Source organism: Paenibacillus radicis (ex Xue et al. 2023) (genome assembly GCF_024722015.1).
Lineage (GTDB): Bacteria > Bacillota > Bacilli > Paenibacillales > NBRC-103111 > Paenibacillus_S.
Genome location: NZ_JANQBD010000022.1, coordinates 47,723 through 72,952 on the forward strand (window position 1 = coordinate 47,723; position 25,230 = coordinate 72,952).

At 46.7% G+C, this 25,230-nt stretch carries 23 protein-coding genes; 10 read left to right on the forward strand and 13 right to left on the reverse strand.

Going from position 1 to position 25,230, the window contains the following annotated elements; genetic code table 11:
• Positions 1 to 307 precede the first annotated feature (307 nt).
• Complete coding sequence (locus NV381_RS26515) at positions 308 to 517, forward strand: TM2 domain-containing protein (protein ID WP_258216318.1); 210 nt, start codon at positions 308 to 310, stop codon at positions 515 to 517.
• A gap of 485 nt (positions 518 to 1,002) precedes the next feature.
• Here NV381_RS26515 and NV381_RS26520 read toward each other — a convergent pair whose 3' ends face one another.
• From NV381_RS26520 to NV381_RS26530, 3 genes are read right to left on the reverse strand one after another with little or no spacing between them, the layout of a single operon-like run.
• Positions 1,003 to 2,862: a CotH kinase family protein gene (locus tag NV381_RS26520; protein WP_258216319.1), complete on the reverse strand. Its 1,860-nt coding sequence runs from the start codon at positions 2,860 to 2,862 to the stop codon at positions 1,003 to 1,005.
• 16 nt (positions 2,863 to 2,878) lie between these two features.
• Positions 2,879 to 3,604, reverse strand: coding sequence for a DUF4956 domain-containing protein (locus NV381_RS26525; RefSeq protein ID WP_258216320.1), 726 nt, complete (start codon positions 3,602 to 3,604; stop codon positions 2,879 to 2,881).
• A gap of 3 nt (positions 3,605 to 3,607) precedes the next feature.
• Positions 3,608 to 4,321 (reverse strand): polyphosphate polymerase domain-containing protein, encoded by a 714-nt coding sequence (locus tag NV381_RS26530; RefSeq protein ID WP_258216321.1) that lies wholly within the window; start codon positions 4,319 to 4,321, stop codon positions 3,608 to 3,610.
• Between the two features lie 247 nt (positions 4,322 to 4,568).
• Here NV381_RS26530 and NV381_RS26535 point away from each other — a divergent pair, with 247 nt between their 5' ends.
• Entirely contained in the window at positions 4,569 to 5,825 is a 1,257-nt protein-coding gene (locus NV381_RS26535) for a purple acid phosphatase family protein (protein WP_258216322.1), read from the forward strand.
• A 71-nt stretch (positions 5,826 to 5,896) separates the two neighbouring features.
• On the forward strand, positions 5,897 to 6,619 hold the full coding sequence (locus NV381_RS26540) for a DsbA family oxidoreductase (RefSeq protein WP_258216323.1): 723 nt from the start codon (positions 5,897 to 5,899) through the stop codon (positions 6,617 to 6,619).
• A gap of 103 nt (positions 6,620 to 6,722) precedes the next feature.
• Here the strand turns inward: NV381_RS26540 and NV381_RS26545 are convergent, their stop codons facing one another.
• Both NV381_RS26545 and NV381_RS26550 read right to left on the reverse strand, forming a co-directional pair.
• Complete coding sequence (locus NV381_RS26545; RefSeq protein WP_258216324.1) at positions 6,723 to 8,030, reverse strand: uracil/xanthine transporter; 1,308 nt, start codon at positions 8,028 to 8,030, stop codon at positions 6,723 to 6,725.
• Positions 8,031 to 8,492, reverse strand: coding sequence for a nucleoside deaminase (locus NV381_RS26550; RefSeq protein WP_258216325.1), 462 nt, complete (start codon positions 8,490 to 8,492; stop codon positions 8,031 to 8,033). It lies immediately after the preceding gene.
• A gap of 213 nt (positions 8,493 to 8,705) precedes the next feature.
• Here NV381_RS26550 and NV381_RS26555 point away from each other — a divergent pair, with 213 nt between their 5' ends.
• The 4 genes from NV381_RS26555 to NV381_RS26570 all read left to right on the forward strand — a co-directional run bounded on the left by NV381_RS26555 (position 8,706) and on the right by NV381_RS26570 (position 12,021).
• Positions 8,706 to 9,581 carry a LysR family transcriptional regulator gene (locus NV381_RS26555; protein WP_258216326.1) on the forward strand — a complete coding sequence of 292 codons (876 nt, stop codon included), beginning with the start codon at positions 8,706 to 8,708 and terminating at the stop codon, positions 9,579 to 9,581.
• A 249-nt stretch (positions 9,582 to 9,830) separates the two neighbouring features.
• Positions 9,831 to 10,625: a transporter substrate-binding domain-containing protein gene (locus NV381_RS26560; RefSeq protein WP_308862306.1), complete on the forward strand. Its 795-nt coding sequence runs from the start codon at positions 9,831 to 9,833 to the stop codon at positions 10,623 to 10,625.
• A gap of 21 nt (positions 10,626 to 10,646) precedes the next feature.
• On the forward strand, positions 10,647 to 11,306 hold the full coding sequence (locus tag NV381_RS26565) for an amino acid ABC transporter permease (protein ID WP_258216327.1): 660 nt from the start codon (positions 10,647 to 10,649) through the stop codon (positions 11,304 to 11,306).
• Positions 11,299 to 12,021 carry an amino acid ABC transporter ATP-binding protein gene (locus tag NV381_RS26570; RefSeq protein ID WP_258216328.1) on the forward strand — a complete coding sequence of 241 codons (723 nt, stop codon included), beginning with the start codon at positions 11,299 to 11,301 and terminating at the stop codon, positions 12,019 to 12,021. Before NV381_RS26565 ends, NV381_RS26570 begins: the two co-directional genes overlap by 8 nt.
• A gap of 68 nt (positions 12,022 to 12,089) precedes the next feature.
• On the opposite strand, the gene NV381_RS26575 is transcribed toward NV381_RS26570, so the two are convergent.
• From NV381_RS26575 to NV381_RS26590, 4 genes are all read right to left on the reverse strand, one after another.
• Positions 12,090 to 13,595: a tripartite tricarboxylate transporter permease gene (locus tag NV381_RS26575; protein WP_258216329.1), complete on the reverse strand. Its 1,506-nt coding sequence runs from the start codon at positions 13,593 to 13,595 to the stop codon at positions 12,090 to 12,092.
• Positions 13,596 to 13,601: 6 nt separating this feature from the next.
• Entirely contained in the window at positions 13,602 to 14,066 is a 465-nt protein-coding gene (locus NV381_RS26580) for a tripartite tricarboxylate transporter TctB family protein (RefSeq protein ID WP_258216330.1), read from the reverse strand.
• A gap of 57 nt (positions 14,067 to 14,123) precedes the next feature.
• Positions 14,124 to 15,134: a tripartite tricarboxylate transporter substrate binding protein gene (locus NV381_RS26585; protein WP_419182305.1), complete on the reverse strand. Its 1,011-nt coding sequence runs from the start codon at positions 15,132 to 15,134 to the stop codon at positions 14,124 to 14,126.
• Positions 15,135 to 15,367: 233 nt separating this feature from the next.
• Entirely contained in the window at positions 15,368 to 17,656 is a 2,289-nt protein-coding gene (locus NV381_RS26590) for a helix-turn-helix domain-containing protein (protein ID WP_258216331.1), read from the reverse strand.
• A gap of 323 nt (positions 17,657 to 17,979) precedes the next feature.
• Here NV381_RS26590 and NV381_RS26595 point away from each other — a divergent pair, with 323 nt between their 5' ends.
• Both NV381_RS26595 and NV381_RS26600 read left to right on the forward strand, forming a co-directional pair.
• The gene (locus tag NV381_RS26595; RefSeq protein ID WP_258216332.1) at positions 17,980 to 18,699 is read left to right on the forward strand and encodes a 3-ketoacyl-ACP reductase; all 720 of its coding nucleotides are present in this window, start codon (positions 17,980 to 17,982) and stop codon (positions 18,697 to 18,699) included.
• Between the two features lie 26 nt (positions 18,700 to 18,725).
• Entirely contained in the window at positions 18,726 to 19,766 is a 1,041-nt protein-coding gene (locus tag NV381_RS26600; RefSeq protein ID WP_258216333.1) for an LLM class flavin-dependent oxidoreductase, read from the forward strand.
• A 592-nt stretch (positions 19,767 to 20,358) separates the two neighbouring features.
• Here the strand turns inward: NV381_RS26600 and NV381_RS26605 are convergent.
• Genes NV381_RS26605 through NV381_RS26620 form a run of 4 tightly spaced genes read right to left on the reverse strand, consistent with a single transcriptional unit; the run spans position 20,359 to position 24,044 of the window.
• Positions 20,359 to 20,721 carry a response regulator gene (locus NV381_RS26605; protein WP_258216334.1) on the reverse strand — a complete coding sequence of 121 codons (363 nt, stop codon included), beginning with the start codon at positions 20,719 to 20,721 and terminating at the stop codon, positions 20,359 to 20,361.
• A 19-nt stretch (positions 20,722 to 20,740) separates the two neighbouring features.
• Complete coding sequence (locus tag NV381_RS26610) at positions 20,741 to 22,429, reverse strand: response regulator (RefSeq protein ID WP_258216335.1); 1,689 nt, start codon at positions 22,427 to 22,429, stop codon at positions 20,741 to 20,743.
• A 5-nt stretch (positions 22,430 to 22,434) separates the two neighbouring features.
• Positions 22,435 to 22,980: a heme NO-binding domain-containing protein gene (locus NV381_RS26615; RefSeq protein WP_258216336.1), complete on the reverse strand. Its 546-nt coding sequence runs from the start codon at positions 22,978 to 22,980 to the stop codon at positions 22,435 to 22,437.
• Positions 22,981 to 23,003: 23 nt separating this feature from the next.
• A complete protein-coding gene (locus NV381_RS26620; RefSeq protein WP_258216337.1) occupies positions 23,004 to 24,044 on the reverse strand; it encodes an HD domain-containing phosphohydrolase in 1,041 nt (346 codons plus the stop codon).
• A gap of 159 nt (positions 24,045 to 24,203) precedes the next feature.
• On the opposite strand from NV381_RS26620, the gene NV381_RS26625 reads away from it, so the two are divergent.
• The gene (locus NV381_RS26625; RefSeq protein WP_258216338.1) at positions 24,204 to 25,175 is read left to right on the forward strand and encodes an acetylxylan esterase; all 972 of its coding nucleotides are present in this window, start codon (positions 24,204 to 24,206) and stop codon (positions 25,173 to 25,175) included.
• Positions 25,176 to 25,230: the final 55 nt, after the last annotated feature.

A 25,230-nucleotide genomic window follows, 5' to 3' on the forward strand; every position in this document is an offset into this window, starting at 1 on the left:
CACCCAATTAACGGAAATCATTCCTGTTTTCAACTAATACCTCATTTCATTCTATCACCATTTAAGTAGAGGGAATAGATGCTGAACCTGTCGAAAATGACTTTTCACGAAAAAATTTTGTCAGGTTATTAGCAATAAAGTCCTAAATACTGCGCTTTAATTAGTCAATTCGACCTGATTTATCAATTTAATTTAATTAAATGTTAGCTTATGTAACTTTGGTTACATGTCTTTTCATAGTCAATTCTATAAAATGAAGTCAACTTGCAATGGCAAGATGAAGCTAATTAAGGGGAGCGATAATTCAATGAATCCAAAATCAAAAGTTACCGCAGGCGTACTTGCTATTTTAGTTGGGGGTCTAGGCATTCACAAGTTTTACTTGGGTAAAACTCTGCTTGGTATTGTATACTTGCTATTTTGCTGGACATGCATCCCGTCCATTATCGGCTTAATTGAAGGAATCCTTTATTTGACCAAAACAGATGAAGAGTTCCAACAAAAGTATGCAGTCTAAGCTTGTTCAAATGTGCGAATGACCTGGGAAAATTCATTCCAGTCATCCAAGTCAGCGCCTTCGGGTGCTGGCTTTTTTATTGTTTGTCCATTAGGTGCTCTGAAATAAAGGACCGACAGGAGAGTGATCCTGACGGTCCTTTATTTGCGATGGATACGTTGCTGTGAAAGTAGAGTGTTCGCTCGTTCCCCAATGATTACGCTGCTGCTTGCTTTTGAAATCGGCAGCATCCAAACCCAAACAAATAGCTGATAAGTTAACAGGGAATGAGTGAACTGGAATTTCTGGAGCTAATTCTCCAATTACCTCCTCGTTTGAGAGTTTAACAGGAAAAGCTCCCTCTATATTGGCACTAATTGAGTCAAATAGTTATATTAGCGGAAATTAGCATGAGGACTTCCAGCTATTTGCTGAGAAGTAGGCATAATGCCTATGATTAGCATGAGGTTTTCCAGCTAATGCTAGGGAGTTTGCCTTTCTCTTACTTACAACCGATTTCGCTTGTAAAATACGATCACAAGGCAGCCTAAAATGAGAACTATCAGGGCAACACCGGATGCGATAGCTTCCGTTGCACTACCCTTCTGTGCGGCTGGCCCGCCAGGTCCGCCCCCGAAGCCACCCGGCGCGCCACCTGGGCCACCTAGGCCACCTTGACCGCCCGGTCCTCCTTGGCGGACCGGCATTTGCCCCGCTTGCCCCTGCTGCGCTGCGGATTGCCCCGCTTGCCCTTGCTGCGCTGCGGATTGCCCCGCTTGCCCTTGCTGCGCCGCGGCTTGCCCCGCTTGCCCCTGCTGCGCTGCGGCCTGCCCCGCTTGCCCTTGCTGCGCTGCGACTTGGCCCGCTTGCCCCTGCTGCGCTGCGGCCTGGCCCGCTTGCCCTTGCTGCGCTGCGGCTTGCCCCGCTTGCCCTTGCTGCGCTGCGGCTTGCCCCGCTTGCCCCTGCTGCGCTGCGGCTTGCCCCGCTTGCCCTTGCTGCGCTGCGGCTGGTGCAGCTAGAGCCTGCACCCTGCCGTTCTGCTTACCGCCCTGGCCCTGCATGCCGCCACGACCGCCTCCGCCCATACCTCCGCCGCTTCCCGAGCCATCACCTGAAGATGGGCTTGTTCCGTCCAGCTGATTGGCAAAGCTGCTAACCTGCGTAGACGTAAACGAAGTTAGCTGAGGAAGAGCCTGCTGATATTGAGCATACGTATAAAAAGCTGTAGGATCCTTTTCCACGTAAGTAGAAATCATATCGGACAGCTCCTTCACACGGGCAGAGAAAGCTTCATTCGACAAATAACCGTCAATCGCTTCTTCGATAATTTCGTGATATTTTTCCTTGTAAGCATCGACCTTGAGCAATTTATTGATTAAAGGACGGTCCGCCAATGTGCCTTGAGTCGGCTCATCAATCAACAGCCCACTCCCTCCAAGACCTCCAAAGGCCATATTATAATCCCAAGGCAGGACGGCAAATTTTCCATCATCCTCATATAAATAATAATTGTGCTTATTGTTTCCCAAATAGCTATCCATATTGCCTGTAAGTACATTTAGAGCGATAAATTTCAGTGCCTCATCGACATCCAGAACCTCTTCATAATGGGTTCCATTGTTCAGCTCATCGACCATATCGAGGAGTACATTATTGTTCGCAGATTTCGATTTCAAGTCAAGCCCTGTGTAAGCATCGATGTCTTCAAGCCAATTCAATTCACTCCCGGTTCCTCCATTGGCTTTATACAGGGCGCCATATGCGTTGCCAAAATTACGCTCCAGATATTCCTCCCCTATTTGCTCTACAGCCAGGTAAAAGCCTTTTAGCTCACCGTTGATATAAACATTGACGAAGGAATATGCCGGTGTCGGCAAGCCCATCTCTTCTGCGAGCTCATAGGTCAGAAATTCCCGCATATAGGAAGCATCACTGTAATTATTGTTTAAATTGATTTTGGAGATGCCATACAGCGTTTGGCTTGAGATGTATTCATCAAAAGCTATCTTAAAGCTGTACCGGTCGGAGTCCGAGCTGACTACGCTTCTTAAGCTAAGATTGCCTTTCGTCCGCACCGCAATATTGTCGAAATGCTGCCCGTTGTAGTCAACAGACGCTGTTTTGAATTCTTCATTACTGGCATTGTCCAGCATATCTTGAAAATCATCAGGGTCCAGTGTAATTTTTACATCCACCACTTTATCCTTCGGGAATACCTTCTCTGCTATATTCTGTGTATTCTTCGAGACACTTGCGCTTGCTTTGACTGAGGTTTTCAGGGTCGACACACTATTCGTCAATGAACAACCTGTTATCCCAAAGATCACGCAGATGCACAGAAGAAGCACAGCGGCTTTCGTTTTCATTTAGACACCCTCCATCTTAGGACACATAATCTCCGCTGTAGCTTATGAGCACGGCATTTTTGACACCATTAAGTCCTGAAATTTGATTCACAAACTTACCTTCATTATCGTTAAGACGTACTTCCAAGGTAGTTTCGATATTGCCATTTGTCACCGTTTTTTGCTTCACATTGTATCTTTTCACCATTTTTCCGACTACCGTATGAATTTCTTTTTCACTCTCATCCCCATCACAGTTGATAACCAGTAAATAGGGGGTTTCGAAGGACGTTTTTTTGATAAAGAAGAACATAATTAATCCGATAATTACAGAACCTACTAGAGCCAGCATGTAGAAGCCTGCACCCGATACGATACCCGCAGCCGCTGCCCAGAACAAAAAGATCAGATCCGTCGGGTCTTTGATAGGTGTTCTAAACCGGACAATCGAGAGGGCTCCAACCATACCAAGTGATAATACGAGATTAGAGTTGACGGCAATAATCACCATCGCTGTAACCATTGTCATACCAATAAGCGAGATGTTAAAGCTCTTGGAGTACAAAACTCCGCTAAACACCCTTTTATACAGCAAATAAATAAAGAATCCGATAAAAAAAGCGACCGCTAATGAAATAAGTATCTTCGATAGATCAATATCCGAAACGAAGTTTTTCACAACCGAACTCTTTAGAAGGTCGGTAAAATTAGTTGTAGTTGTAGTCGCCGTTGTAGTTGCGGCAGCAGCAGTAGTAGTATCCATAAATTAATAATCCTCCCATGTGTTAAATTTAAGAAATTTGCGGCAAATTACATACTTGGAAGCTGATTGGCGGTGTAGTCCTTCAAGCTGAAGGGCCGCTCTTATATACTCCGGAATATACTCGTCATACTTCACCTCAAGAATGATCAGGTTGTTATCGATCGCTCTTACAGGGTCCATTTCCTTATTGAATATATCCACAGAATGAAGACCTGTTCTTAAATCCTTATCGAATGTGATCCGGACATTTCCGTTGTAGCAAACGTACGGCTCTCTGATATAATCCACGACCACCTTCGGACGCAGCAGATTGTGGTTCATTTCATGGTATAATTCCATAAACAGTGGTTTATCCGGGTCATTCAATACCTCAAAGTTGCCCGCTACAATGGCTTCGTACATGTCTCTGGAAAGCGGCTCCTTCACTTTGGCGATAAAGTCATTGCGTTTAATCTTTTTTTCAAAATGAATGACGTTATCTTGAATGTTGTAAATCCGAATCCGGTATTTAAGCCGATCCCTTACTCCGCCCAATTTCTCATGCAAAGCCTTGTTGCTGATATCGTCAAAGTATAAGCTTCGAATATGATACTCCCCACTAGGGCCAACATTCTCATCTTGCTTCATCAAGCTTTTGAGTCTTTGGCGAATAATGTAGAATTGATGCTGGTTGATGAAAAACTTCAATTCATGCCGATACTTTAGCGGCTTACTCATTTCACACCTACTTCCTCTATTAAAAATATTTATCTAATACTTGGATTTGTCAGGAGCTCTCACTTCGTTTGTTGTTCCGCCTTACAAAAACATTGTATGATGTTTGCCTGAGGTCATCCTTAGGGACGACTGAATGCGAACTGAATGTTTACACTACGTTTACAATGTAAAGCGAGTGTAAATTTTCAGGATTAAGGCGATGAGTCACATACCGGATTAATCTATACAACAAGGAGGAGCCGAGAGCATGAGAAATGGCAGAAAATTTACTTTATATGCAACTCTGGCCATTCTCTTACTAATTGTTGCTGCTGTCATAGGACTGCAGTGGTATAAATATAAGGTAAATACGAAGCCAAACAGCCTGCCCAAATCTATCGTCACCACGCTAAAAGGGGATTCTCACACAAGCCGGGCATTTACATGGTATACGGACGACCCGAATGCGGCTTCCGTCCTGCAGCTGACTAAAGGAGCTGGGGTGAGCTCTTTTGAAGGAACTGCTGTCCAAACCGTAACAGGCTCTTCAACAACGATTGAAACAGGAAAAGGACAGATTCAAGGTGTACATAAAGTAAACGTAACCGGCCTTGAACCGGGGACCGAGTATTCATACCGGGTGGGCAGCGGCCAGGACAAGGGCTGGAGTTCTCCCGCTCAATTTGCAACCGAAGCTTCCGGAGCCAGTCCGTTAACTTTCATTAATGTCGCTGACTCCCAAGGGGTTACTGAAGCGGATTTCGACCTTTTGGGACAAACCCTGGATCAGGCCTTTGCCAAGTTTCCGAATGCACGCTTCCTTGTACATAATGGCGATCTGACGGAGGATCCGAAGGATGAGCAAGCTTGGGATGCTTTTTTCGATAAAGCACAGCAATGGGTAAGACGAATTCCACTTATGCCGGTTACCGGTAATCATGATGAAGTAGATGGCAAGGCCGATCGCTATACCGCACATTTCAACTTGCCGGATAACGGGGCAAAGGGCTCTATTCCCGGTACCACTTATTCTTTTGATTATGGAGAGGCTCATATTGCCATCTTGAATACGGAGTCTAATATAGATAAACAAACGGCTTGGCTTCGAAACGATCTCGCTAATACCGATAAACCGTGGAAGATTGTAGCCATGCATCGGGGTGCATACGGGGGCAACAGCTACAAGAAGGTTGAGAAATGGGTGGACGTATTGGACGACTTCCAGGTAGATCTGGTGCTGCAAGGACATAACCATGAATATTCAAGATCGTATCCGCTGCGAAAGGGGAAAAAGACGGGGGATGGCGAGGGAGTCATGACGGGCCGGCAAGGAACGGTATATGTTGTAACCAATACGGCCGGGCCCAAGTTTAATGAAAAAAAGGACGATCAGTTTTATCACAAGGTGCATTTTCAGAATAACAAGCAAATGTTTGCCGGGATTACGATTGAAGGAGATACCTTGACCTATCAAGCCTATGATGTGGTTGGAGCGAAGCTGGATGAATTTGTTCTCAAGCATTAAGTTGACTTCATTTTTTGTTGTAACTATAATGATTACATCAAGCGTTCTAATTATTTTGGGAGGTGTTACTTATGAAGATTGAAATTTGGTCGGATATTATGTGCCCGTTCTGCTATATTGGCAAGCGCAAGTTCGAGGCTGCCCTGGAGCAATTTTCAAATAAATCCAATGTCGAAGTGGTCTATCGCAGCTTTGAGCTGGACCCGAACTCCAAACGAGATGAGGATCATGACGCACATCAGATGCTTTCATCCAAATATGGCATGAGCCGCGAGCAAGCTATATCGATGAATGGGGATGTGGCTCGACAAGCATCTGCTGTAGGTCTTACCTTCAACTTTGACAGCATGATATTGACCAATACATTCGATGCTCACCGTTTAATTCATTACGCAGCCCAGCATGGCAAAATGCATGAAATGACAGAGCGACTGCTTCATGCCTACTTTACGGAATCGAAGCATGTCGGCGATCATGAAGTATTAGCCGATTTAGCGGCAGAGATTGGTTTAGACAGGAATGAGGCTTCCAAAGCGCTAGCTGGTCAAGACTTTGCGAAGGAAGTCCGCGCCGATGAGCAGGAAGCAGCCACACTCGGCATACGCGGTGTTCCATATTTCGTCATCAATCGTAAATATGCGATTTCAGGCGCGCAATCAAGTGAAGTATTCCTTGGAGCGCTGCAGAAAGCTTGGGATGAGGATCAGCCGCTCATCGTCCTTAACGACCCGGGCTGCGGCACGGCGGATGCCGCTTGTGTGGATGGCGTATGCACTCCTAAGCCCGAAGTTTAAAGCACAAAACAAAGAAGAAACCTGGCCAAGCGGCCAGGTTTTTCTACGTTGTGCCTATCTTTTTTTCGAACGTTCGAATAATTACAGAAATCCCTCTCCGCCTTTATTTGGGCGGGCTGACCAACTTCTCTTGGACATGCGACTTCCTCGCCATCAGTTCCAAAAAAACCGAAACAAGAATACCTACAACCAATCCGTTACTGGCCAATGGCTGTATGTAAACCGGAAGCTCCGTGAACGTAATTGCAGGAGTGTTCATAATGCTGACTCCAAGCAATATTGGCAAAGCAAGACGGTATATGCTTTTAGAATCAAATACTTTCCCTTGCAAAGTACGAACCGCCGTACCAAACATTTGGAGGTAAGCAACGAACAGCACGGCGCTTCCAACACTAAGAGGAAGCCTCGAGAACAATTCTCCTAACGGAGGAATCAACCCGAGCATAAGAAACAAGCTGCCCCCAATGACGAGAGCGGAGCGCTGCAAAATTTTTGTGCTTTCCAGCAGGCCAAGGGAAGAGGCGAATGTCCCGAATGGGAGCAGGCCAAATACAGGTGAAAGCACTGTAAACAAGCCGGTGATCAAGAACGATCTTCGGTATTGATTCTGTGTCGTCTTCTGGCCGTAAAGCTTCTCCGCGGCGCTCAGTGCCGTTACCGTATTGGACATGTTGATAAATCCAACGATGAACGAAGTTAACGCTATTCCGAAATCAAGCCGCGGCGCCCCCCATGGAAATAAAACCATTGGAGCATCGGCAAGTACTTGAGAGCTGCCTGATGACGGAAATATAATGGCGTAGCCAATCCAGCCGAAAACAATACCTAACAGCAATGCAAAGTTGCTGATCCAGCCGCGGCCTTTCAAGAAGGCGATACCCACGAACAAAGCTATGCCGATGGATAAGGCTGCTACCGGAAGGTCCATAAGACCATTTTCCTGGATTCCCAGCATACCGGTGAAAAAATGCATCATCAGCTGAGCCGACAACAGAAATAAGGATACACTTATGACGATCGGATTGAACAGCTTCGTCAATACCTTGGCAAAGCCCAAGCTTCCAAGCACAATCATCATCAGTCCCGACAGCATAAAACCTGCTGCCAAGCCTCCTCCAACAGCCGTGAGACTGCTTCCGCCCAATGATGCTGAGGCTGCAAGGCTGAGCGTAAACCCCCACCAAACCCCTGATGGACCATCCATCACAGCGTATCTATGACCGCACAATGCTTGAATAATACAAGCAGCTCCTGTAAGCAAGAAAGATAATTGCAAGGTAAACGCGATCTGACCGGAGGACAGATGAAAGAGTTGACCAAGAGTGAGCGGTACTACAACCGTATTCGTAAGAATGAAAAACATCCATTGAATCCCGGCAAGCCCTATTTGGGGAGTAAGCTTCTTCTCCATTTAGAGGCTTTGTTCCGTCCATAGGGTGTAGGGATGCTTCGATACGTCACGGCTAAGACGGACCAGCTTAATATCCCTTTCTCCTGAAGGAAGCGCCAGCTGTTCATAGACGTATCGGGTGCTCATTCCGATTCGAGCTGCCTCCTCCTCAGTGAAAGCGTGATATACTTCCTTGAACTTTGACCAATAGATGGCTCCCATGCACATGGGACAGGGCTCGCCGCTCGCGTACAGCTCGCAGTCTGACAGGTCGGAGGTTTGCAGCAGCTCGCTTGCCTTGCGAATCGCTTGCATCTCTGCATGCGCTGTCGGGTCATGAAGAGCTAATACTTCATTGACGCCTTCGGCGATAATCTTCCCTCCTCTAACAATTACAGCCCCGAAAGGTTTTCCATGATGATGCTTCGTATTCTCATAAGCGATATCGACCGCACGTTGAATGAAGGATTCTGTATGTTCCATAAAATTGTTCCCTCCAAAGGACAGATTAAATTATTGTCTCCCGCTTCCAACTGTCTATCCAACTAACCCCTGGATGGGAATTCAAATCATCGGGGTATGGTTCAATAGGATGCTCAACTTATGTTATCACGGGATCAGGTATATGAAAAATATCTAAATTCTCTGTCAATGATATAATAAACATATGGATTAGTTCAGGGAGGGAGACCTGCTATGGATCTCAAGCAATTACGATATTTTATGGCAATCGCTGAAGAGGGTCAAATCACCTCGGCAGCCAGAAAGCTGCATATTGCTCAACCTCCATTAAGCCAACAGCTAAAAGCGATGGAGACTGAGCTTGGGGTTCAATTATTCGAGAGAGAAGGCCGAGGAGTGCAGTTAACCGAGGAAGGAAAAGCTCTTTACAGGCATGCGGTTAAAATTATCTCCTCCATGGAAGAAGCCCAGGAAGAAATCCGTGCCATCCGCAACGGCTGGTCAGGAAAGCTGACTATAGGGATCAATACATTATCAGACGAGCGTCTTCCCCGTATATTAATGGCATTTCGTCAAAAGCATCCCCAGTTCACCTTCAAAATCCAACAAAATGAATCAGCTCAGCTCTGTCAGCTGCTCAAGGAACGAACTATAGATTTGGCTATTGTACGTATGCCGGTGCCGTTGGATGATTTTACTGTTTATGATGTCAAATCGGAGCCTTATTATTTCGTAACCTCTCAGAGCCATCAGGAAGAGTGCAGCCCTGTACCCTTCAACCGAATTCAAGATTACCCATTGATTATCCCCAGCACCGAGGGTTTGGGCTTATATAATATGATTCAAGAGGAGTTCGCCCAGCGTGGGCTGCAGCCTAATATTATTTGCGAGTCATCGGACATATCCACACTCATTCAGCTCGTGTCGGTCGGCTGTGGCGCGACCATCATACCCGGTGCCGTGCTAAAGCTTCATCAGCATATTCCGGTGCACTGTCTAGAAATCGAAGGAAATTTACCATCCGCCCTCTCCGGGCTGATCGGGCTTCGTAACGGGTGGGTGTCCAAAGCATCCCAGTTATTCATCGATGCCTATCGAGGGGAGCCTTAAGTTTCAGGCTGTAGCTATCAAAACAAACTGCCGAAGCGGTTGTTCAGGTATAGAGATAGGTCCCTAAAGAGCAAATTATAACTATCGCCATTAGAAAGAGCCTTAGAAATAGGGCTCTTTTTCTATATCCACCCTAAGCTCGCTGTGTTCAAAGAATATATTTCCATTAGAAGTCCCTGTATGCTTTTTGATATATTTAAGCTTGCATGTTTACAGCAAAGAATCTACACACAACAGGAGTGAAGTACAATGATGAAAAGAAATGGGTTCCAGCTTCTTGTAATATTACTTATCGGACTTATTACGCTAGCCGGATGCAGCGGCAGTAAGAGTCCTTCCGCTTCAGACTCTAAGGCCCCCCCAGCCCCTGCCACAGAGGGCAAAAAGACCCTCGTTATGGGAACATCGGCCGATTACCCGCCCTACGAGAGTATAGATGCCAAGAATAACGGAGAAATCGTTGGCTTTGATATCGATATCGCTAAGGCGGCAGCGGCACAGCTTGGCTACGAGCTTAAAGTTCAAAGCATGGATTTTAACGGCTTAATTGCCGCCCTTCAATCCAAGCGGGTCGATTTCGTTATGTCTGCTATGTCTATTACCGATGAACGCAAGCAAAATGTAGATTTCTCTGACATTTATTTTGTTGCGAAGAACACCATCGTTTCAAAAAATTCGGCGCCTTATACAACGTTGGACGAGATCAAGAACAAACGGATCGGCGTTCAACTGGGATCTACGCAAGAACAGGTCATTAGTGATTTGAAGGAAGCTCAAATTAAGAAGTTAAATCGTATCCCTGAGATCATTCAAGAGCTCAAAGCCAATCGAATCGATGCGGCCATCATTGAAGATGCGGTAGTTCAAGGCTATGTAAAAAACAATCCGGATTTGAAATTTCAAGTCATCCCTGCTGATAAAGAAGAGGGTTATGCCATAGCTTTTCCAAAAGGTTCTGCATTGGTAAGCGATTTTAACAAAGCTCTGAAAGAGATCAGCAGCAACGGTAATAAAGAAGAGCTGATTAAAAAATGGTTCGATTAAGAAAGTAGGGACGGTTGAGAAATGAGCTTAGATTTTAGTGTTCTTAACGGATATATTCCCTATGTAATGAAAGGGACCGCCATCACTCTTTTGTTTACGTTCGTATCCGCATTATTCGGATTTGTATGGGGCACCGTGCTTTCGCTTTTCAAGCTCTCAAGTGTAGGAGCGCTCCGGTGGTTTGCTACTGTATATACATCGATTTTTCGTGGAACACCACTGCTGCTTCAGCTTTTTATAATCTACTATGCGACTCCTCAGCTGTTTCACTACGATATTTCTCCTCTGATGGCTGCTGGACTCGCTTTTGGACTTAACTCGGCTGCTTATTTGTCAGAAACGATCCGCGGCGGCATACTATCTGTAGACAAAGGGCAGCGTGAGGCAGCCATGTCTCTCGGTGTCCCTTATAAGACGATGATGATCAGCATCATTCTGCCCCAAGCCGTTAAAAACATTTTGCCGGCACTTGTGAATGAATGTATCGCTCTACTTAAGGAATCATCGCTCGTTTCGGTTATCGGAGTGGAGGATTTAATGCGTCGAGCCAATGTCGTAGGTTCCGATACATTCAAATATTTCGAGCCGCTAGTTTTTGTAGGCGTGATTTATTATACTCTGGTGCTTCTTCTTACTCTTCTTGCCCGACTTCTTGAAAGGAGGCTGCGCCGTAGTGATTAAAGTAGAAAATTTGTCCAAGTCCTTCGGAAAGCATACGGTCCTGCATAATATTTCTACGACTATTAATCAAGGTGAAGAGGTTGCGGTCATCGGTCCATCCGGCTCGGGTAAGTCCACGTTCCTTCGCTGCTTAAATCGGTTAGAAACGCCCTCGAGCGGCCATATCACGATTAACGGTAAGGATATCACTGACCCAAAAACTAATATTGCGCAAGTCCGTCAACAGATCGGGATGGTCTTTCAACATTTTCATTTGTTCCCGCATATGAGCGTGATAGATAATATAAGCTTTGCCCCAATGAAGGTAAAGGGCTGGACCCAGGAGCAAGCACGCCGTAAAGCTATGGATCTTTTGGAGCGGGTCGGGCTTGCTGACAAAGCGGCAGCCTTCCCGAACAAGCTTTCCGGCGGACAAAAGCAGCGTGTGGCTATTGTAAGAAGCCTTGCCATGGAGCCGGAAATCATGCTGTTCGATGAACCAACCTCAGCCCTCGATCCGGAGATGGTCAAAGAGGTGCTGGATGTCATCCGCGGCCTTGCCCAAACGGGCATAACTATGGTCATCGTTACTCATGAAATGAGGTTTGCCCAGGAGGCCGCAGATACGATCTACTTCCTGGATAACGGCCGTCTCGTTGAGAAGGCTTCCCCTCAGCAATTTTTCAATAGCCCTCAGAATGAACGGGCACGACAATTTCTGGAGAAGGTACTTTAAGACAAAAAAAGCTGAATGGGTTCTCCCATTCAGCTTTTTTTGTCTTCATTTCTTACCGGCTTTTTCTCTTACATCTCTACATCGGCTGCGAATCCGCTGCGCTTTTTCCTAAGTCCTGAGATCAGACCCAGCACAATAATGACTAGAGCCAGGCTGAGCAAGGTTCCGGCAATCGGACGCTGGAACAAGCCCAGAAACGATCCATCCATCAATTTGAGAGACTGCAGCAGAGAACTTTCCATCATCTTGCCCAACACGAACGTTAACACAATTGGCGCCATAGGAATGTCCGCCTTTTTCATGATATACCCAAGCACTCCAAAAACGAACATGATTCCGACATCGAACAAATTGTTATTAGCCGTGTAAGCACCAAGCGCTGAAATGATCAGAATGACAGGATACAGCAGCTTAGGAGGTATCATGGCTATTTTGGCCCACCAGCCCGCCAAAGGCAGGTTCATAAATAAGAGCAATAAATTTCCGATAAACATGCTGGCGATAACGCCCCATACAAAAACCGGATTTTGCTGAAACAGCATGGGACCCGGGGTTAAGCCATGCATCATGAAGGCCCCGAGAATAATTGCTATTGTCGGTGAGCTTGGAATGCCTAACGTAAAGAGTGGTATTAAAGCCCCTCCACAATAAGCATTGTTAGCCGTCTCCGGTCCTGCAACACCCTCAATCGCTCCCTTGCCGAAGCGCGAAGGGTCCTTGGCCAGCTTCTTCTCCATCGAATAGGAAAGCATTGCCGGAATAACCGAGTTAGTGCCGGGAATCAAACCGATAATAAACCCAAGCACCGTACCCCTGCCTATTGATTTCATGCTCGGTACCCATTCATCTCTGCGCGGCAGCAAGCCTTTAACCTTTGGCGGCTTCTCGGATGTCCCCATATTCTCGATGCCAAGCAATATTTCGGATAATCCGAATAACCCCATCGCCACAATGACGAAATCAATTCCGTTCATCATATTCATCTGGCCGAATGTGAAACGAACCGCACCCGATACCGGGTCCATGCCAATCATGGCCAAATTCAAGCCCAGAAAAGCGGAGATCAGACCTTTAATAACGGATTTGCCCATTAAACCGATTACGGTTGATAACCCCAGTACCATTAACGCAAAAAATTCGGGTGGTCCAAAACGCAGAGCCCATTCAGCCAAAGGCGGCCCTACAAAGATAAGGCCGAGAATAGAGAACGTCCCTCCAATGAAAGAACCGATACCCGCAATCCCCAGCGCGACCCCTGCTCTTCCTTGCTTCGCCATTGGACTTCCATCCAGGCATGTAATTACAGAGGCAGCTTCTCCCGGCGTATTGATCAGAACAGAGGTAATGGTTCCTCCGTACATAGCGCCGTAATAAATACCGCACAGCATAATGATAGCGGAAACCGGCTCCATCCCGAACGTAATCGGAAGAAGAACCGCTACTCCGGTTGTCGGTCCCAATCCCGGCAATACACCAACGAGCATACCGATGGATACGCCGAGCAAACAATACAATAAGTTGTACCAAGTGAACGCCGTTTCAAATCCTTGTGCAATTACATCAAACGCCGGCATATGAAGTCATCCCCCCATCCAATCCCATAAATCACCCGTCGGCAGCGGAACATCCAACCCCATACTAAACGCCACATATAGAAATGCGCTCGTTCCAACAGCTATAGCGGCCGCCCTGTACCAAGCATATGAACGCATCAGCAGCACTAGCAGCATCACAGAGCCAGCCGCTATGAACCCTGCTGAATCCAACAGCAGCATGAATAACAGTACCGAAACCAGAACCATTATCACGTTCAACAGGTCTCTGCCTTTAGGCAGCACTTCGCCCCAACGCACCTGCATGCCTCGCAATGAACCTGCTATATAGAGCACAGACAGCAGTATAAGCGCTGCGCTAAGCCACCGTGGGAACAAGCCCGGCCCTGGCCCAAGGTCGCTATAATAATCAAATGAGAACGATTGCCAGAATAAGACGCTGGAGAAAATTAAGAAAATGCCTCCCAAACCTACGCCTATCTTGTTAAACATATAAATCCTCCCCGTGTGAAAAGAAAGGCTGGGGAGCAATCCCAGCCCTTAATGCCCTTATTTTTTACCAAGTCCAAGCTCTGGAATCAGCTTTCCGAATTGCTCATGGTTTTCCTTCAAGTGCTGTGTGAACGCTTTGGAATCCTTAACCTCAATGCCCAGACCATTCTTTTTCATATAATCCTTAAAGTCCTGCTCTCCCGCTCCTTTGGTAAAGGCATCCGTCAATACTTTTACGATATCATCCGGCGTATCTTTAGGAACTGCAAGCCCTCTCCAGGTTCCGGGTACGCTTACGGTCAATCCTGTTTCCTCTTTGAGCGTCTTGACTCCTGGCAAAGCATCGGAAGGCTTGCTGTCATTAATGGCGAGTGTCCGTAGCTTACCAGACTCCACCTGTGATTTAACCTCCGCCGCGCTAACCGGTACAGCATCCACGTGTCCCCCAAGCAATGCCGTTACAGCTGGGCCCGCTCCTTCAAAAGGAATATGGTTGAACTTTACGCCAGCGCCTTTTTCCAACGTAACGGCACCCAAATGCCATATCGCTCCAGTACCTGAGTTGCCCAGCTTAAGCTCACCGGGATGCGCCTTGGCATAGTCCAGAAACTCCTTCATCGTTTTCCACTGGCTTTCGGCCCGTACTGTAATAGCGGCTGGATCATAATTGATAAGCGCTACCGCTTTAAAATTCTCATACGTAACCGGAGACAATCCCAGATGCGGTAAAGTAGTTAATTCTACTGTAGCCATCGTCACCGTGTATCCGTCGCTTTTGGCATTGGCTCCTTCTGTTGTTCCTACAGCTCCGCCTCCGCCTGTTTTATTAACCACCGTAATCGGCTGCCCTAAATGCTTCTCAGCTGATTTAGCAAGAGCACGAGCTGTCGCATCTGTACCGCCGCCCGCTGCATAAGGAACTATCAACGTAACCGCTTTCTTAGGGAAGTCCACTTTCTTCTCCCCTGGTGCTGCGGCTTTATCTGTTTTGCCCCCACAGGCTGTTAATGCTGCAACGCTAACGATCATAGAAACCGCCAATAATGTACGCCATCCCCGCTGTTTCAAAACCTATTCCCCATTTCATATATAGTTATATTTGCTGCCGACTTATTTAAGTTTGTTCGTTGTGTGTCGACTTCCCAAAGTATAGGCTGCCCTTGAGACGCAGGCAATCATCCGTTCTTCTAAAAAATCCACACATCGGCCAAAATCAAGGTTTTTGGCCGATCTGCATACCTCTTGTCCGATTAGTAGATGAACAAAAAAAAGAAGTTCCCCTAATTGAAGAAACTCCCTGCTCAGTATTGCTTATTGGCCTCTCTGTATTTCCCCGGCGTTACAGATTTAAGCTTGCGGAAGCTTCGAATAAAGCTGTTTTCATTCTGATAGCCTACTTGTTGGGCAATATCAGCGATTTTCCGATCCGTTGTAGAGAGCAGCTTGCAGGCTTGATCGATTCTCATCTTGGTCAAGCTTTCATACACCGTACTGCCTGTTTCCATTTTGAACACGCTGCTGACGGATGATGTGCTAAGATTCATAAAATCAGCCACTTCCTGCAGGCCGATCTGCTCATGCAAATGCTCTTCCATAAATCGAGTGATGCGTTGGGCCAGATGATATTCTTTCGTTGCCTTGTGGAGCTGGATTCCGCTAACAACAGCTTCCGCCACATGGAGCAGCAGCTGATGCAGATCATCCAAATCCATCATTCTTAATTGATGCTCCGTATAGTTATCCAGCATAGCGGGCCTGCTTATTCCGCGAAGCGCGATTATGCGTGAGAAATCTCCAATCCGCTCATTCGCGAAGGTATAGATCGACTCCGGGGCAGACCGCTGCTCGCGAACCCACGCAGCCCAACGTCCTAGCACTTGATTGCTAATGCTATCATCCTTGCTCTCCAGGCTTTCCATAATTTCTGCTTTCCAGGCGTCCGCATCCGTATCGAGAAGCCGCTCTCCCCTCGTTGCTTCAGTGAAACGAAAGGTTCTGCCATACCCTTCATACAACCGGCTTGCCAAAGCTGCTTTCGCTTCCTCAAACGAATCATGTAGTCCTGCTACGGATTCACAGGGCTGTCCGATTCCAACAGATAGACTCATCTTCAAATATTTCATAGCCGTTTTCATCATTGCGCTCAGATCTTCCTGCAAAAGCTCCTCTGAAGCTGGCCGCCCGCTTTCCCTGGATTGAATCACAAGCATCAGATTCTCTTTATCCAGCTGCACGCAATGCATACGCCACTTCGTTTCCAGCAGCTCCGACATGATATTGACCAAGGCGTATTTCAAGAGCAGCTGGTCCTCTTCACTATAGCCCGAAGTCGAGAACCATTCCGAATAGCGGTTAATGGAGACAGCTACTGCTATTAATTGATCCTTAGTCCATTGAGCGAAATACGTTTCCCATTTGTCACGAAGCTCTTTGGAGCCTATACGGCTCATAAGCACATCCTGGATGTACTTCGATCGAAGCTCCGGCAAGCTCCGCTCTGCGACTGAGGAGGTGGAATCGAACTCTTTGAGCAGGTTCTTCACCACAGCCTCCAGATCATACAAATCAGAATCAGGGCCTGATGAAACGGAATTGTTCGTGGCAAGCAGCTGCCAAATGCGTTTGATCGGTTTAAATGCAGCAAAGTTATAGAAGAAAATCGCCGCACAACCGACAACAATCGAAGCCAGTGATAGCATAAATACAAGATCACGGACCAATTTTACATTCTTCAGCAGCTCATCCAACGGAATTAATGAAACCCAGCGCCACCCTGTCATATCAGAGAAAGCTTGGTTCCCCAGATACGACTGTCCCTCCAGCTTTACCTCGCCGAAAGGCCTTACCCCCAGCATTTCAACAGCTTTATAAAGCTCTTCCAGGGGCAATTCAGTTCGCAGCTTGGGATATATAACTTCTCCCTCTAAACTGAAGATATACTGGGGCGTCTCTATTTGAGGATATATTTTGGAGAAAAAGCGGTCGTAATCCACGTTTACAATAACGATACCGATCAGCTCATGATCGGCTAAGATCGGTCTATATAGGGAGATCAACTCTACCGATTCAGGATTGTTAATGTTCCCTAAGCTTCGTCTCTTTATGAGCAGCGGCTTCGTCTTCATAGTTTCCACCCATGCCGCCCAAGACTGATCAGGGTAGCTCGCCCAATCCAAGCTTTGTGCCGATTTGTCAGAAACGATCAGCTTGTTCTTCAAATCCAGTACATAGACGGAATGGATATCTTCATTTAAAGCAATTGTATTCAAATAGGAGGACAGAACAGCTGCATCCTTCTGTTTGGCCGCAAGCTCTCCATGAATGTAATTAAGGGTGCTGGAGTGGAAGGAGACCTTAACCGCCTGATCATCCGCTTCGCGAAATGCTCGGTTCGTCACGCCGAGGTTAATTTGCAGCAGCTCCGTGTAGGGCTGATTCAGGTCTTTATCCAGAATGCTTTTATAATTTTCATATAGAAATATACCTACAGACGTTATAAATAACGATACAAAAAACGTCAGATAGATTATTAATTTGGTCTGCTTATTGGAAAATAATATTTTAGCTTTAACCCAAAACAAATTATTCATTATGTCACCCGGTCTATTAGTAGCTCTTGATTTGCAATAGAAGAATACCATAAAACGGCTTTAAACGAAAAAAATGTTTTCAAAATAAAGCCTCCAGATCATTTCTCATACATAAATATACTAACTTACTAAAAGGTTAGGACTTGTTTTTAATCATAAAATAACTAATAATAACTTATAGTGCGTCTTCAAAAAGTAGACCTAAGAGAGCTTTCTGAATAGTCCTCTTATATACTGGAAGCATATACAGCGCTAATAAATGGGTATTATGATAAATAGCGTACCTGCTTTATGAGATTATAATTCAGATTGGAGAAATGACTATGGATTTGCAACATAAAACGGCCATCATCACCGGAGCTGGAAAAGGTATCGGAAAAGCCGCTGCCATCGCTCTGGCCAAAGAAGGTGTACACCTTGGATTAGTGGCAAGAAGCAGTGCCGATTTGGAATCCCTTCAAGCATCGTTGACGGACAGCTATGGAATCAAGGTTTATTATGCATCAGCTGATATCTCGAATAAAACGGAGGTAGACCAAGCGATCCAGACTCTAATTGAAAAGCTTGGATCCGTCGATATCCTGCTTAATAATGCCGGAACCGCACAGTTCGGCTTACTCGTAGACATGGAACCGGAGCAATGGGAGCGTATTATCCAAACCAATCTTATGGGGACCTATTATGTGACCCGGGCCGCACTCCCTACCATGCTGAAGCAAAATGGAGGAACCATCATTAATATCGCATCAACCGCTGGAGAGCGAGGTTTCGCTACTGGCTCCGCCTATTGCGCCTCCAAGTTCGCTGTCCTAGGTTTAACGGAAGCCCTTATGCAGGAGGTTAGAAAATCCAACATCCGCGTAACAGCTCTCACACCAAGCACCGTTAATACCGAGCTGGCTGTAAATGCCGGCTTGAAAATAGGTGATGAAGATCGCATGATGCAATCGGAGGATGTAGCGGAATTGATTCTCGCTACGCTCAAGCTGCCTCAGCGCGTCTTCATTAAAACAGCTGGAATATGGACGACAAATCCTCAATAACCATTATTTTAGGAGGCTGATCTAAGATGTCGGAAAACAATAGCACCAATAAGCCAAGTAAAGGATTGCATGAGACTCTTCTATCCGTGCTGGATCTCGCCCCTATTGTAGTGGGTGCTACAGCCGCAGACTCCTTCCGCAATACACTGGACCTTGCACGCCATGCCGAGAAGTGGGGGTACCACCGGTATTGGCTCGCTGAGCATCACAATATGCCTGGGATCGCCAGCTCCGCCACGTCTCTCATTATTGGGCATGTAGCAGCCGGCACCGAGAAAATCCGTGTAGGCTCCGGCGGCATCATGCTGCCCAATCACGCTCCTCTCGTCATTGCCGAGCAATTCGGAACGCTGGAAACGTTATACCCAGGCCGCATTGATCTGGGGCTCGGCCGTGCTCCAGGCTCCGACCAGCCTGCCATGCGAGCTCTGCGGCGCGGCTTGGGAAGCGACGGCAATGATTTCCCGGAGATGCTAAGCGAGCTGCGCGGCTATCTGAATCCCTCCTTGGGCGGCCGTCCACTAGGAGTGCGGGCTGTTCCAGGCGAAGGACTGAATATTCCGATCTGGCTGCTGGGCTCGAGCGGCTTTAGCGCTCAATTAGCCGGCCAGCTTGGGCTCCCATTTGCCTTCGCCAGCCATTTCGCTCCAGACTATTTGCTTCCGGCTCTGGAATTGTACCGCAGCAACTTCCGTCCTTCGGACGCATTGGAGAAGCCTTACGTTATGGTAGGCCTGAATGTAGTGGTAGCTGACACGGACGAAGAGGGTCGCAAGCTAGCTACTTCGATGGAGCAGGCTTTTCTTAATATTATCCGCGGCCGTACCGGTCTTCTGAATCCTCCAGTAGATAACATGGATTCTTTGTGGACCCTGCAGGAGCAAGCTGTAGTCCGCAAGCAATTAAGCTATGGCATTGCCGGAAACAAAGCTACCGTTCGCGAGAAGCTGCAGAAAGTTCTGGCTGAAACCGGAGCAGACGAACTAATAGTTACTTCTCAAATTTATGATCATCAAGCTCGTTTGCGATCTTATGAGCTGTTGGCTGAGATTGTAAAAGACAGCTGAGAAATACCCTGATAATCGAAGTGGGAAAAACCATTAGAAAATTTGAACTGCACCCGAATTGTTAGACACAACTAACAATTGAAGGTGCAGTTTTTCTATGAGCAAAATCAGTACGATCTTCGATCCCGTATTCATAGCCATACTCCCCATTGTTGTATTCCATATGTACCTTCAAAGCTAAAGCGGTGGCGTGTCTTCATCCCCTTTAGCGCTGCGAACTGCCAATCACTCGCTTAGACGGAAATGAGGTGCGCTATTTCATTGTTTTAACGTTAGTATTCGAGTGAAACGGAACTAGGATCACTTATTTGTTAAAAAACAGGGCATTTCGGTCTATAAGAGTCGGAATAGCGCTTCGTAGTTCCGCAACTTCATGAAATGGGATGAGTTTTCAAACAATAGAGCATTGACGTTCCGTTAATCAGCGGAATTCATGTTAGATGATCCAAGGACATAGCATACGATGGATGAAAATGTTCATCATGAATTGAAATAAGGGGTAAGCTTCGCTCCCCCTTAACATATACATCCATTTATTTTACCCGCCTGCCATATAAGCGCAGGTCCTACGGCAAATGAGCGAGAATAGGTGTTACTTCAGAAATGCCTGTATTTTCCCCAGCAGCCGGTCCAGATCGACGGGCTTCGTATCGAAGTCATCGCATCCCGCCTGATACGCCAGCTCCTGGTCACTTGCCATCGCATGGGCAGTCAAAGCAATGACAGGTATCGCTTGTGTCCCCGGTTGTGCCTTGAGCTGTCGAATCGCTTCCCAACCATCAAGCACAGGCAAGCTCAAGTCCATCAGGATAATATCTGGATTTGCCGATTTTGCCATGGCAATGCCTTGCTCGCCATCGACAGCTATAATAACTTCGAAGCCCTTGCGAATCAAACGCCGGGAGAGCATGTCTCGGTTCATCTCATTATCTTCCACCAAAAGTATTTTGGGCATTATCGTGCTCCTTTCTTGGTCAATGGAGAGAATCAGCAACCAGACTGCTAACTTCCTTGAGCAGCTCCGCGCGATCCAACGCGCCTTTCTGAATAATTTTCTTAACGTAACCATTCAGCCTTGCGCGATCCTCTGCTGTAATTGTTTTTGCCGTTACGACGACAATTGGAATAGTGCGCCACTCTTCTTTCTTACGCAGCTCGGAGACGAACTGGAAGCCATCCATTTCAGGCATCATCAAATCGAGCAAAATCAGCTTCGGCACTGACTTCTCAACGCTTTTCAAAGCAATGCGCCCATTGCCGGCCTGAGTTGCCGTATAGCCTTCCTTCTCCAGCAATTTCGTCATCATTGAGCTAGTCGTTGCATCGTCCTCGATAACAAGCACTGCATTCGTACTTCCCTTGGGGATATACTTGCCCAAGACAGCGACCAATTGCTCACGATGAATGGGCTTCGTCATAAACTCGGAGGCGCCTAGCGCATACCCCATCTTTTTATCATTAGTCAACGATAAGATGATAACTGGAATATCCGACAGCTCCGGATCATTCTTAAGCTCGGTCAATACAGACCATCCATCCATACTTGGCATTAATATATCCAGGCATATGACGTTCGGACGCAGCTTCTTGGCTAATTTAAGCCCTTCCTCACCGCTGCCTGCAACCGCCACCGCCCATCCTTCTTTGCCCAGATAACGTTCGATCAGCTGCTGATTAGCCGGCTCGTCGTCAATGACGAGAATGGTTGCTTTACCTTCCAGTACATCTTTCGGCCGTTCCGGCGATTCCTCTTGGGGCTCATCCTCGCCATCTGCATGAACAGGAAGCCAACAAGTAAATGTACTGCCTTGATCGTATACGCTGTCCACTTCGATTTTCCCGCCTAATATCGTACAGAAATGCTGACTTATTGTAAGTCCGAGGCCCGTGCCTCCATATTTGCGTGTCGTCGACGAGTCTGCTTGAGTAAATGGCAAAAATAGCTTATCGATTTGCTCCGGCGTCATGCCAATCCCTGTATCGGTAACACTGAATGCGAACCCCGGCTGGCCTTCCCTTTCTTCCCGGACAACGCTTAACCCAATCGTCCCTTCTTTGGTAAACTTGCTGGCATTGCTCAATAAATTGAATAAGATTTGCCTCAGCTTCGTTACGTCCGTGTGCATTTCACCATCGGTGTATGTAACCTCAATCCGGTTTCTGTTCGCTTCGACAAGCGGCTGCACCGTTGTGAGCACATCCTGAATTAGCTCCGGCACATCGCAAGCCTCGAGATAAAGATCCATTTTGCCGGCTTCAATTTTAGAAATATCCAAGATATCATTAATGAGTGCAAGCAAATGTTTGCCGGCTTTATTAATTTTTTGCAGATCATCTACAAACACTTGCTCGCCCATGTCCTCGGCTTCTTCTTCGAGCATTTCACTGTACCCAATGATTGCGTTCAACGGTGTTCTCAGCTCATGGCTCATGTTGGCCAGAAACTGGCTTTTGATCATATTCGCTTCGATTGCTTCATCGCGAGCCTTCGCAAGCTCCGCAGTCCGACCCTTGACCATTTCCTCCAGGTGATCGTTCAACTGTACCAATTCCCGATTGATATAGAAAATTTCCCGTGTCTTCAGCTCAGCAATTTTCTCTGCTTCTTTGCGTGCTGCCTTTTCTCTTTCCAGATGCCTTCGGAGGATGTCCAGCTCAGTCATTCCATTCACTCCTGCTTCGTCAGAATAAAGAGTGTAGCTGCACCGGTACTGTCCGTAAAGTCTTCCCGTTCAACAGCAATATTTTCGTTGTAATGGTTAATAGCTCCGAGAATCAAGCCTTCCGCCAAGTCCGCGAATGGACGCGAGGAGCGGTATGTCATTTTCAACGTTCCCGGTATCGACGTATCACATTCAAATCCAGGCAGCTCTGCATCCGGATACAATTTGCGTACTTCCACATGAATATACCCGTCTATTTTTTGTAGAAACTCAAATATCGTAAGCTCCGAATCCACGAATTGCGGGTACAGCTCAACAAGCTGCCCGAACAAGTACTCCCCAAAGGTCCGCACCAAATCAGCAACCGGAATGCCTGTCTGTCCGCTCAACTGCACAACCAGTCGAATAATTTCGTTATGATCGTACGTTCCAACCGCTGTGTAGCTGCCGCCCGATGGCAAATCAGAGGCTCCGATAATATGATCCGCAATTTGCAATGAAAACTTACTTTCGACCATTTCGATAAAAGCCGTAAAAACGATTCCTTTCATTAAAAGCACCATCCCTCACTAATTTAGGAAACACCTATCTTTTGTACAATGCTTTTGAATGCGTCGACAATCTGTGGATCAAAATGCAAACCTCGCTGTTTATCAATTTCAGAGAGCGCTTCGCTTACAGTCCAAGCTCTTTTATACGGACGTTCATGTGTCAATGCATCGAAGAAATCAGCAAGGGCTACGATACGCGCAACAAAAGGAATTTCATCCCCCTTCAGCCCTTTCGGGTAACCGGTACCATCCCACTTCTCATGATGTGACATTGCAATTTCTTCTGCCACCTTCAACACCGGAAACAAGCTTCCTTCCAAAATGCTGGCGCCAATCGAGGTATGTGATTTCATATATTCAAATTCCTCCGGGGTAAACCGGCCTGGCTTCAATAAAATTTCATCGGGTATACCGATCTTGCCCAGGTCATGCAACGGTGCGGCGAGCCGAATCAATTCGACCTCCTGCTTGGAAAGAGCCATGGTCTGAGCAATCATTCCGGCCATTTCTCCAACCCTGTTCGTATGCTGCCCTGTCATGTCATCACGGAATTCTGAGGTACGCGCCAGCAGATGCAAAATTTCAAATTGCGCCTTTTCCAGATCGGCCGTTCGTTCCCGTACTCTTTCTTCCAAATGCTCATTTTGGTGCTGAAGCTGCAAATAAAGGTAGCGCGTTTTCAACAAATTATTAATACGCAGAATGACTTCTGTTTTATCAAACGGCTTTGTTAGAAAATCGTTGGCCCCCTCCTGAAGTGCTTTCTTCTTAGCCTCCGGCGTCACATCTGCTGTAAGCACGAGAATCGGCAAATAGCTTCCCTCTTTGTCCAGCTCTCTCAATTGCTTTAACGCCTCGAACCCATCTATGCCCGGCATATGTAAATCTAGCAAAACTATATCTGGAGCAATCTCTTGAAAAAGCGGCACAATTTCCTGTGAATTCATAGTGCTATGAAGGTTAGAGAATCCTGCGCGACGCAAAATTCTATCCAATAAAGTGATGTTATATTCCTGATCGTCTACAATCAGAAATTTGGCGAGTTTTGACCAAGTTCCATCCATATCTCAGTCTCCAATCTATTAAATCATAACTGATAGTTAAATTTTGCTATAGGTTAAGTCCATTGTCAATTATTATCAAAAAAGAGCTTTTTCTGCTACAATTATGGAAGTAACAGGCGTATCGGTGAATAAATCGACACAGATAAAGGAGCATTATGAATGAAAACTACTTATCCAAATGCTATTGGGAAGAAAATCAAGGAGCTGGAACAATTAAATCCTCCCTTGACGGCAAGGGAGGATTTATCGAGCTACTGGGAGCAAACTTTAAAGCAATTCAGCTCTAAACCATTGAATGATTCCAGAGAGAGGGTTCTTGGACCGCAAGCTTTTGTTGACGCTTACAAAGTGAGCTTTGAGGGCTTCGACGATACTCCGATCAAAGGCTGGTTCCTGCTGCCCAAGTTTGTTCCTCAGCAGAACTTGCCTTGTGTAGTCATATACCACGGATATACCGGAGGCAGCGGATACCCGGAGGACTACAGCCAATGGCTGCTGATGGGCATTGCCGTATTTGCAGTCGATGTCCGGGGCCAAGGCGGGGAAACAGGCAATTTGCTGCCGCAAAACTACGGTATGACAAAAGGTTGGATGACTCAGGGGATTCTGGATAAGGACACCTGCTACTATAAAGCCATTACGATTGACAGTATAAAAGCTGTAGACTGGGTGCATGCTCAGCCGGAGATCGACAGCTCCCGGATTGCCATCGTCGGTGGCAGTCAAGGCGGCGGGTTGGTCCTGATCACAGCCGCTCTGAGTGATAAGCCGGCACTCGCCATAGCCAATATCCCAAACATGTGCTATATGGATCACGGTTTATTGAATTCCACAGGCTCTCTAACAGAGGCGGCTGCCTTCGTTGCACGTTACCCTGACAAGCTGGAGCAGGTTTTGGAGACACTTAGCTACTTTGACATTCTGAATCTGGGGGAGCGAATCCGCATTCCCGCTATGCTATCTGTCGGTTTGAAGGACACCGTATGTTTGCCCGAAACCGTATTCGCCGCTTACAACCGAATTACCAGTGAGAAAGTTATTCATACCTATCCTTTTACCGGTCACGATGTCGTTGCTTACCACAATCGACTTATGTTGGACTTTGTATCCGAACACTTTTCCTTGTCCTAGACAGGCAGCTTCAGCGAAAAGTAACTATGCGCTCTATCCAACAGCAAGCTTAACC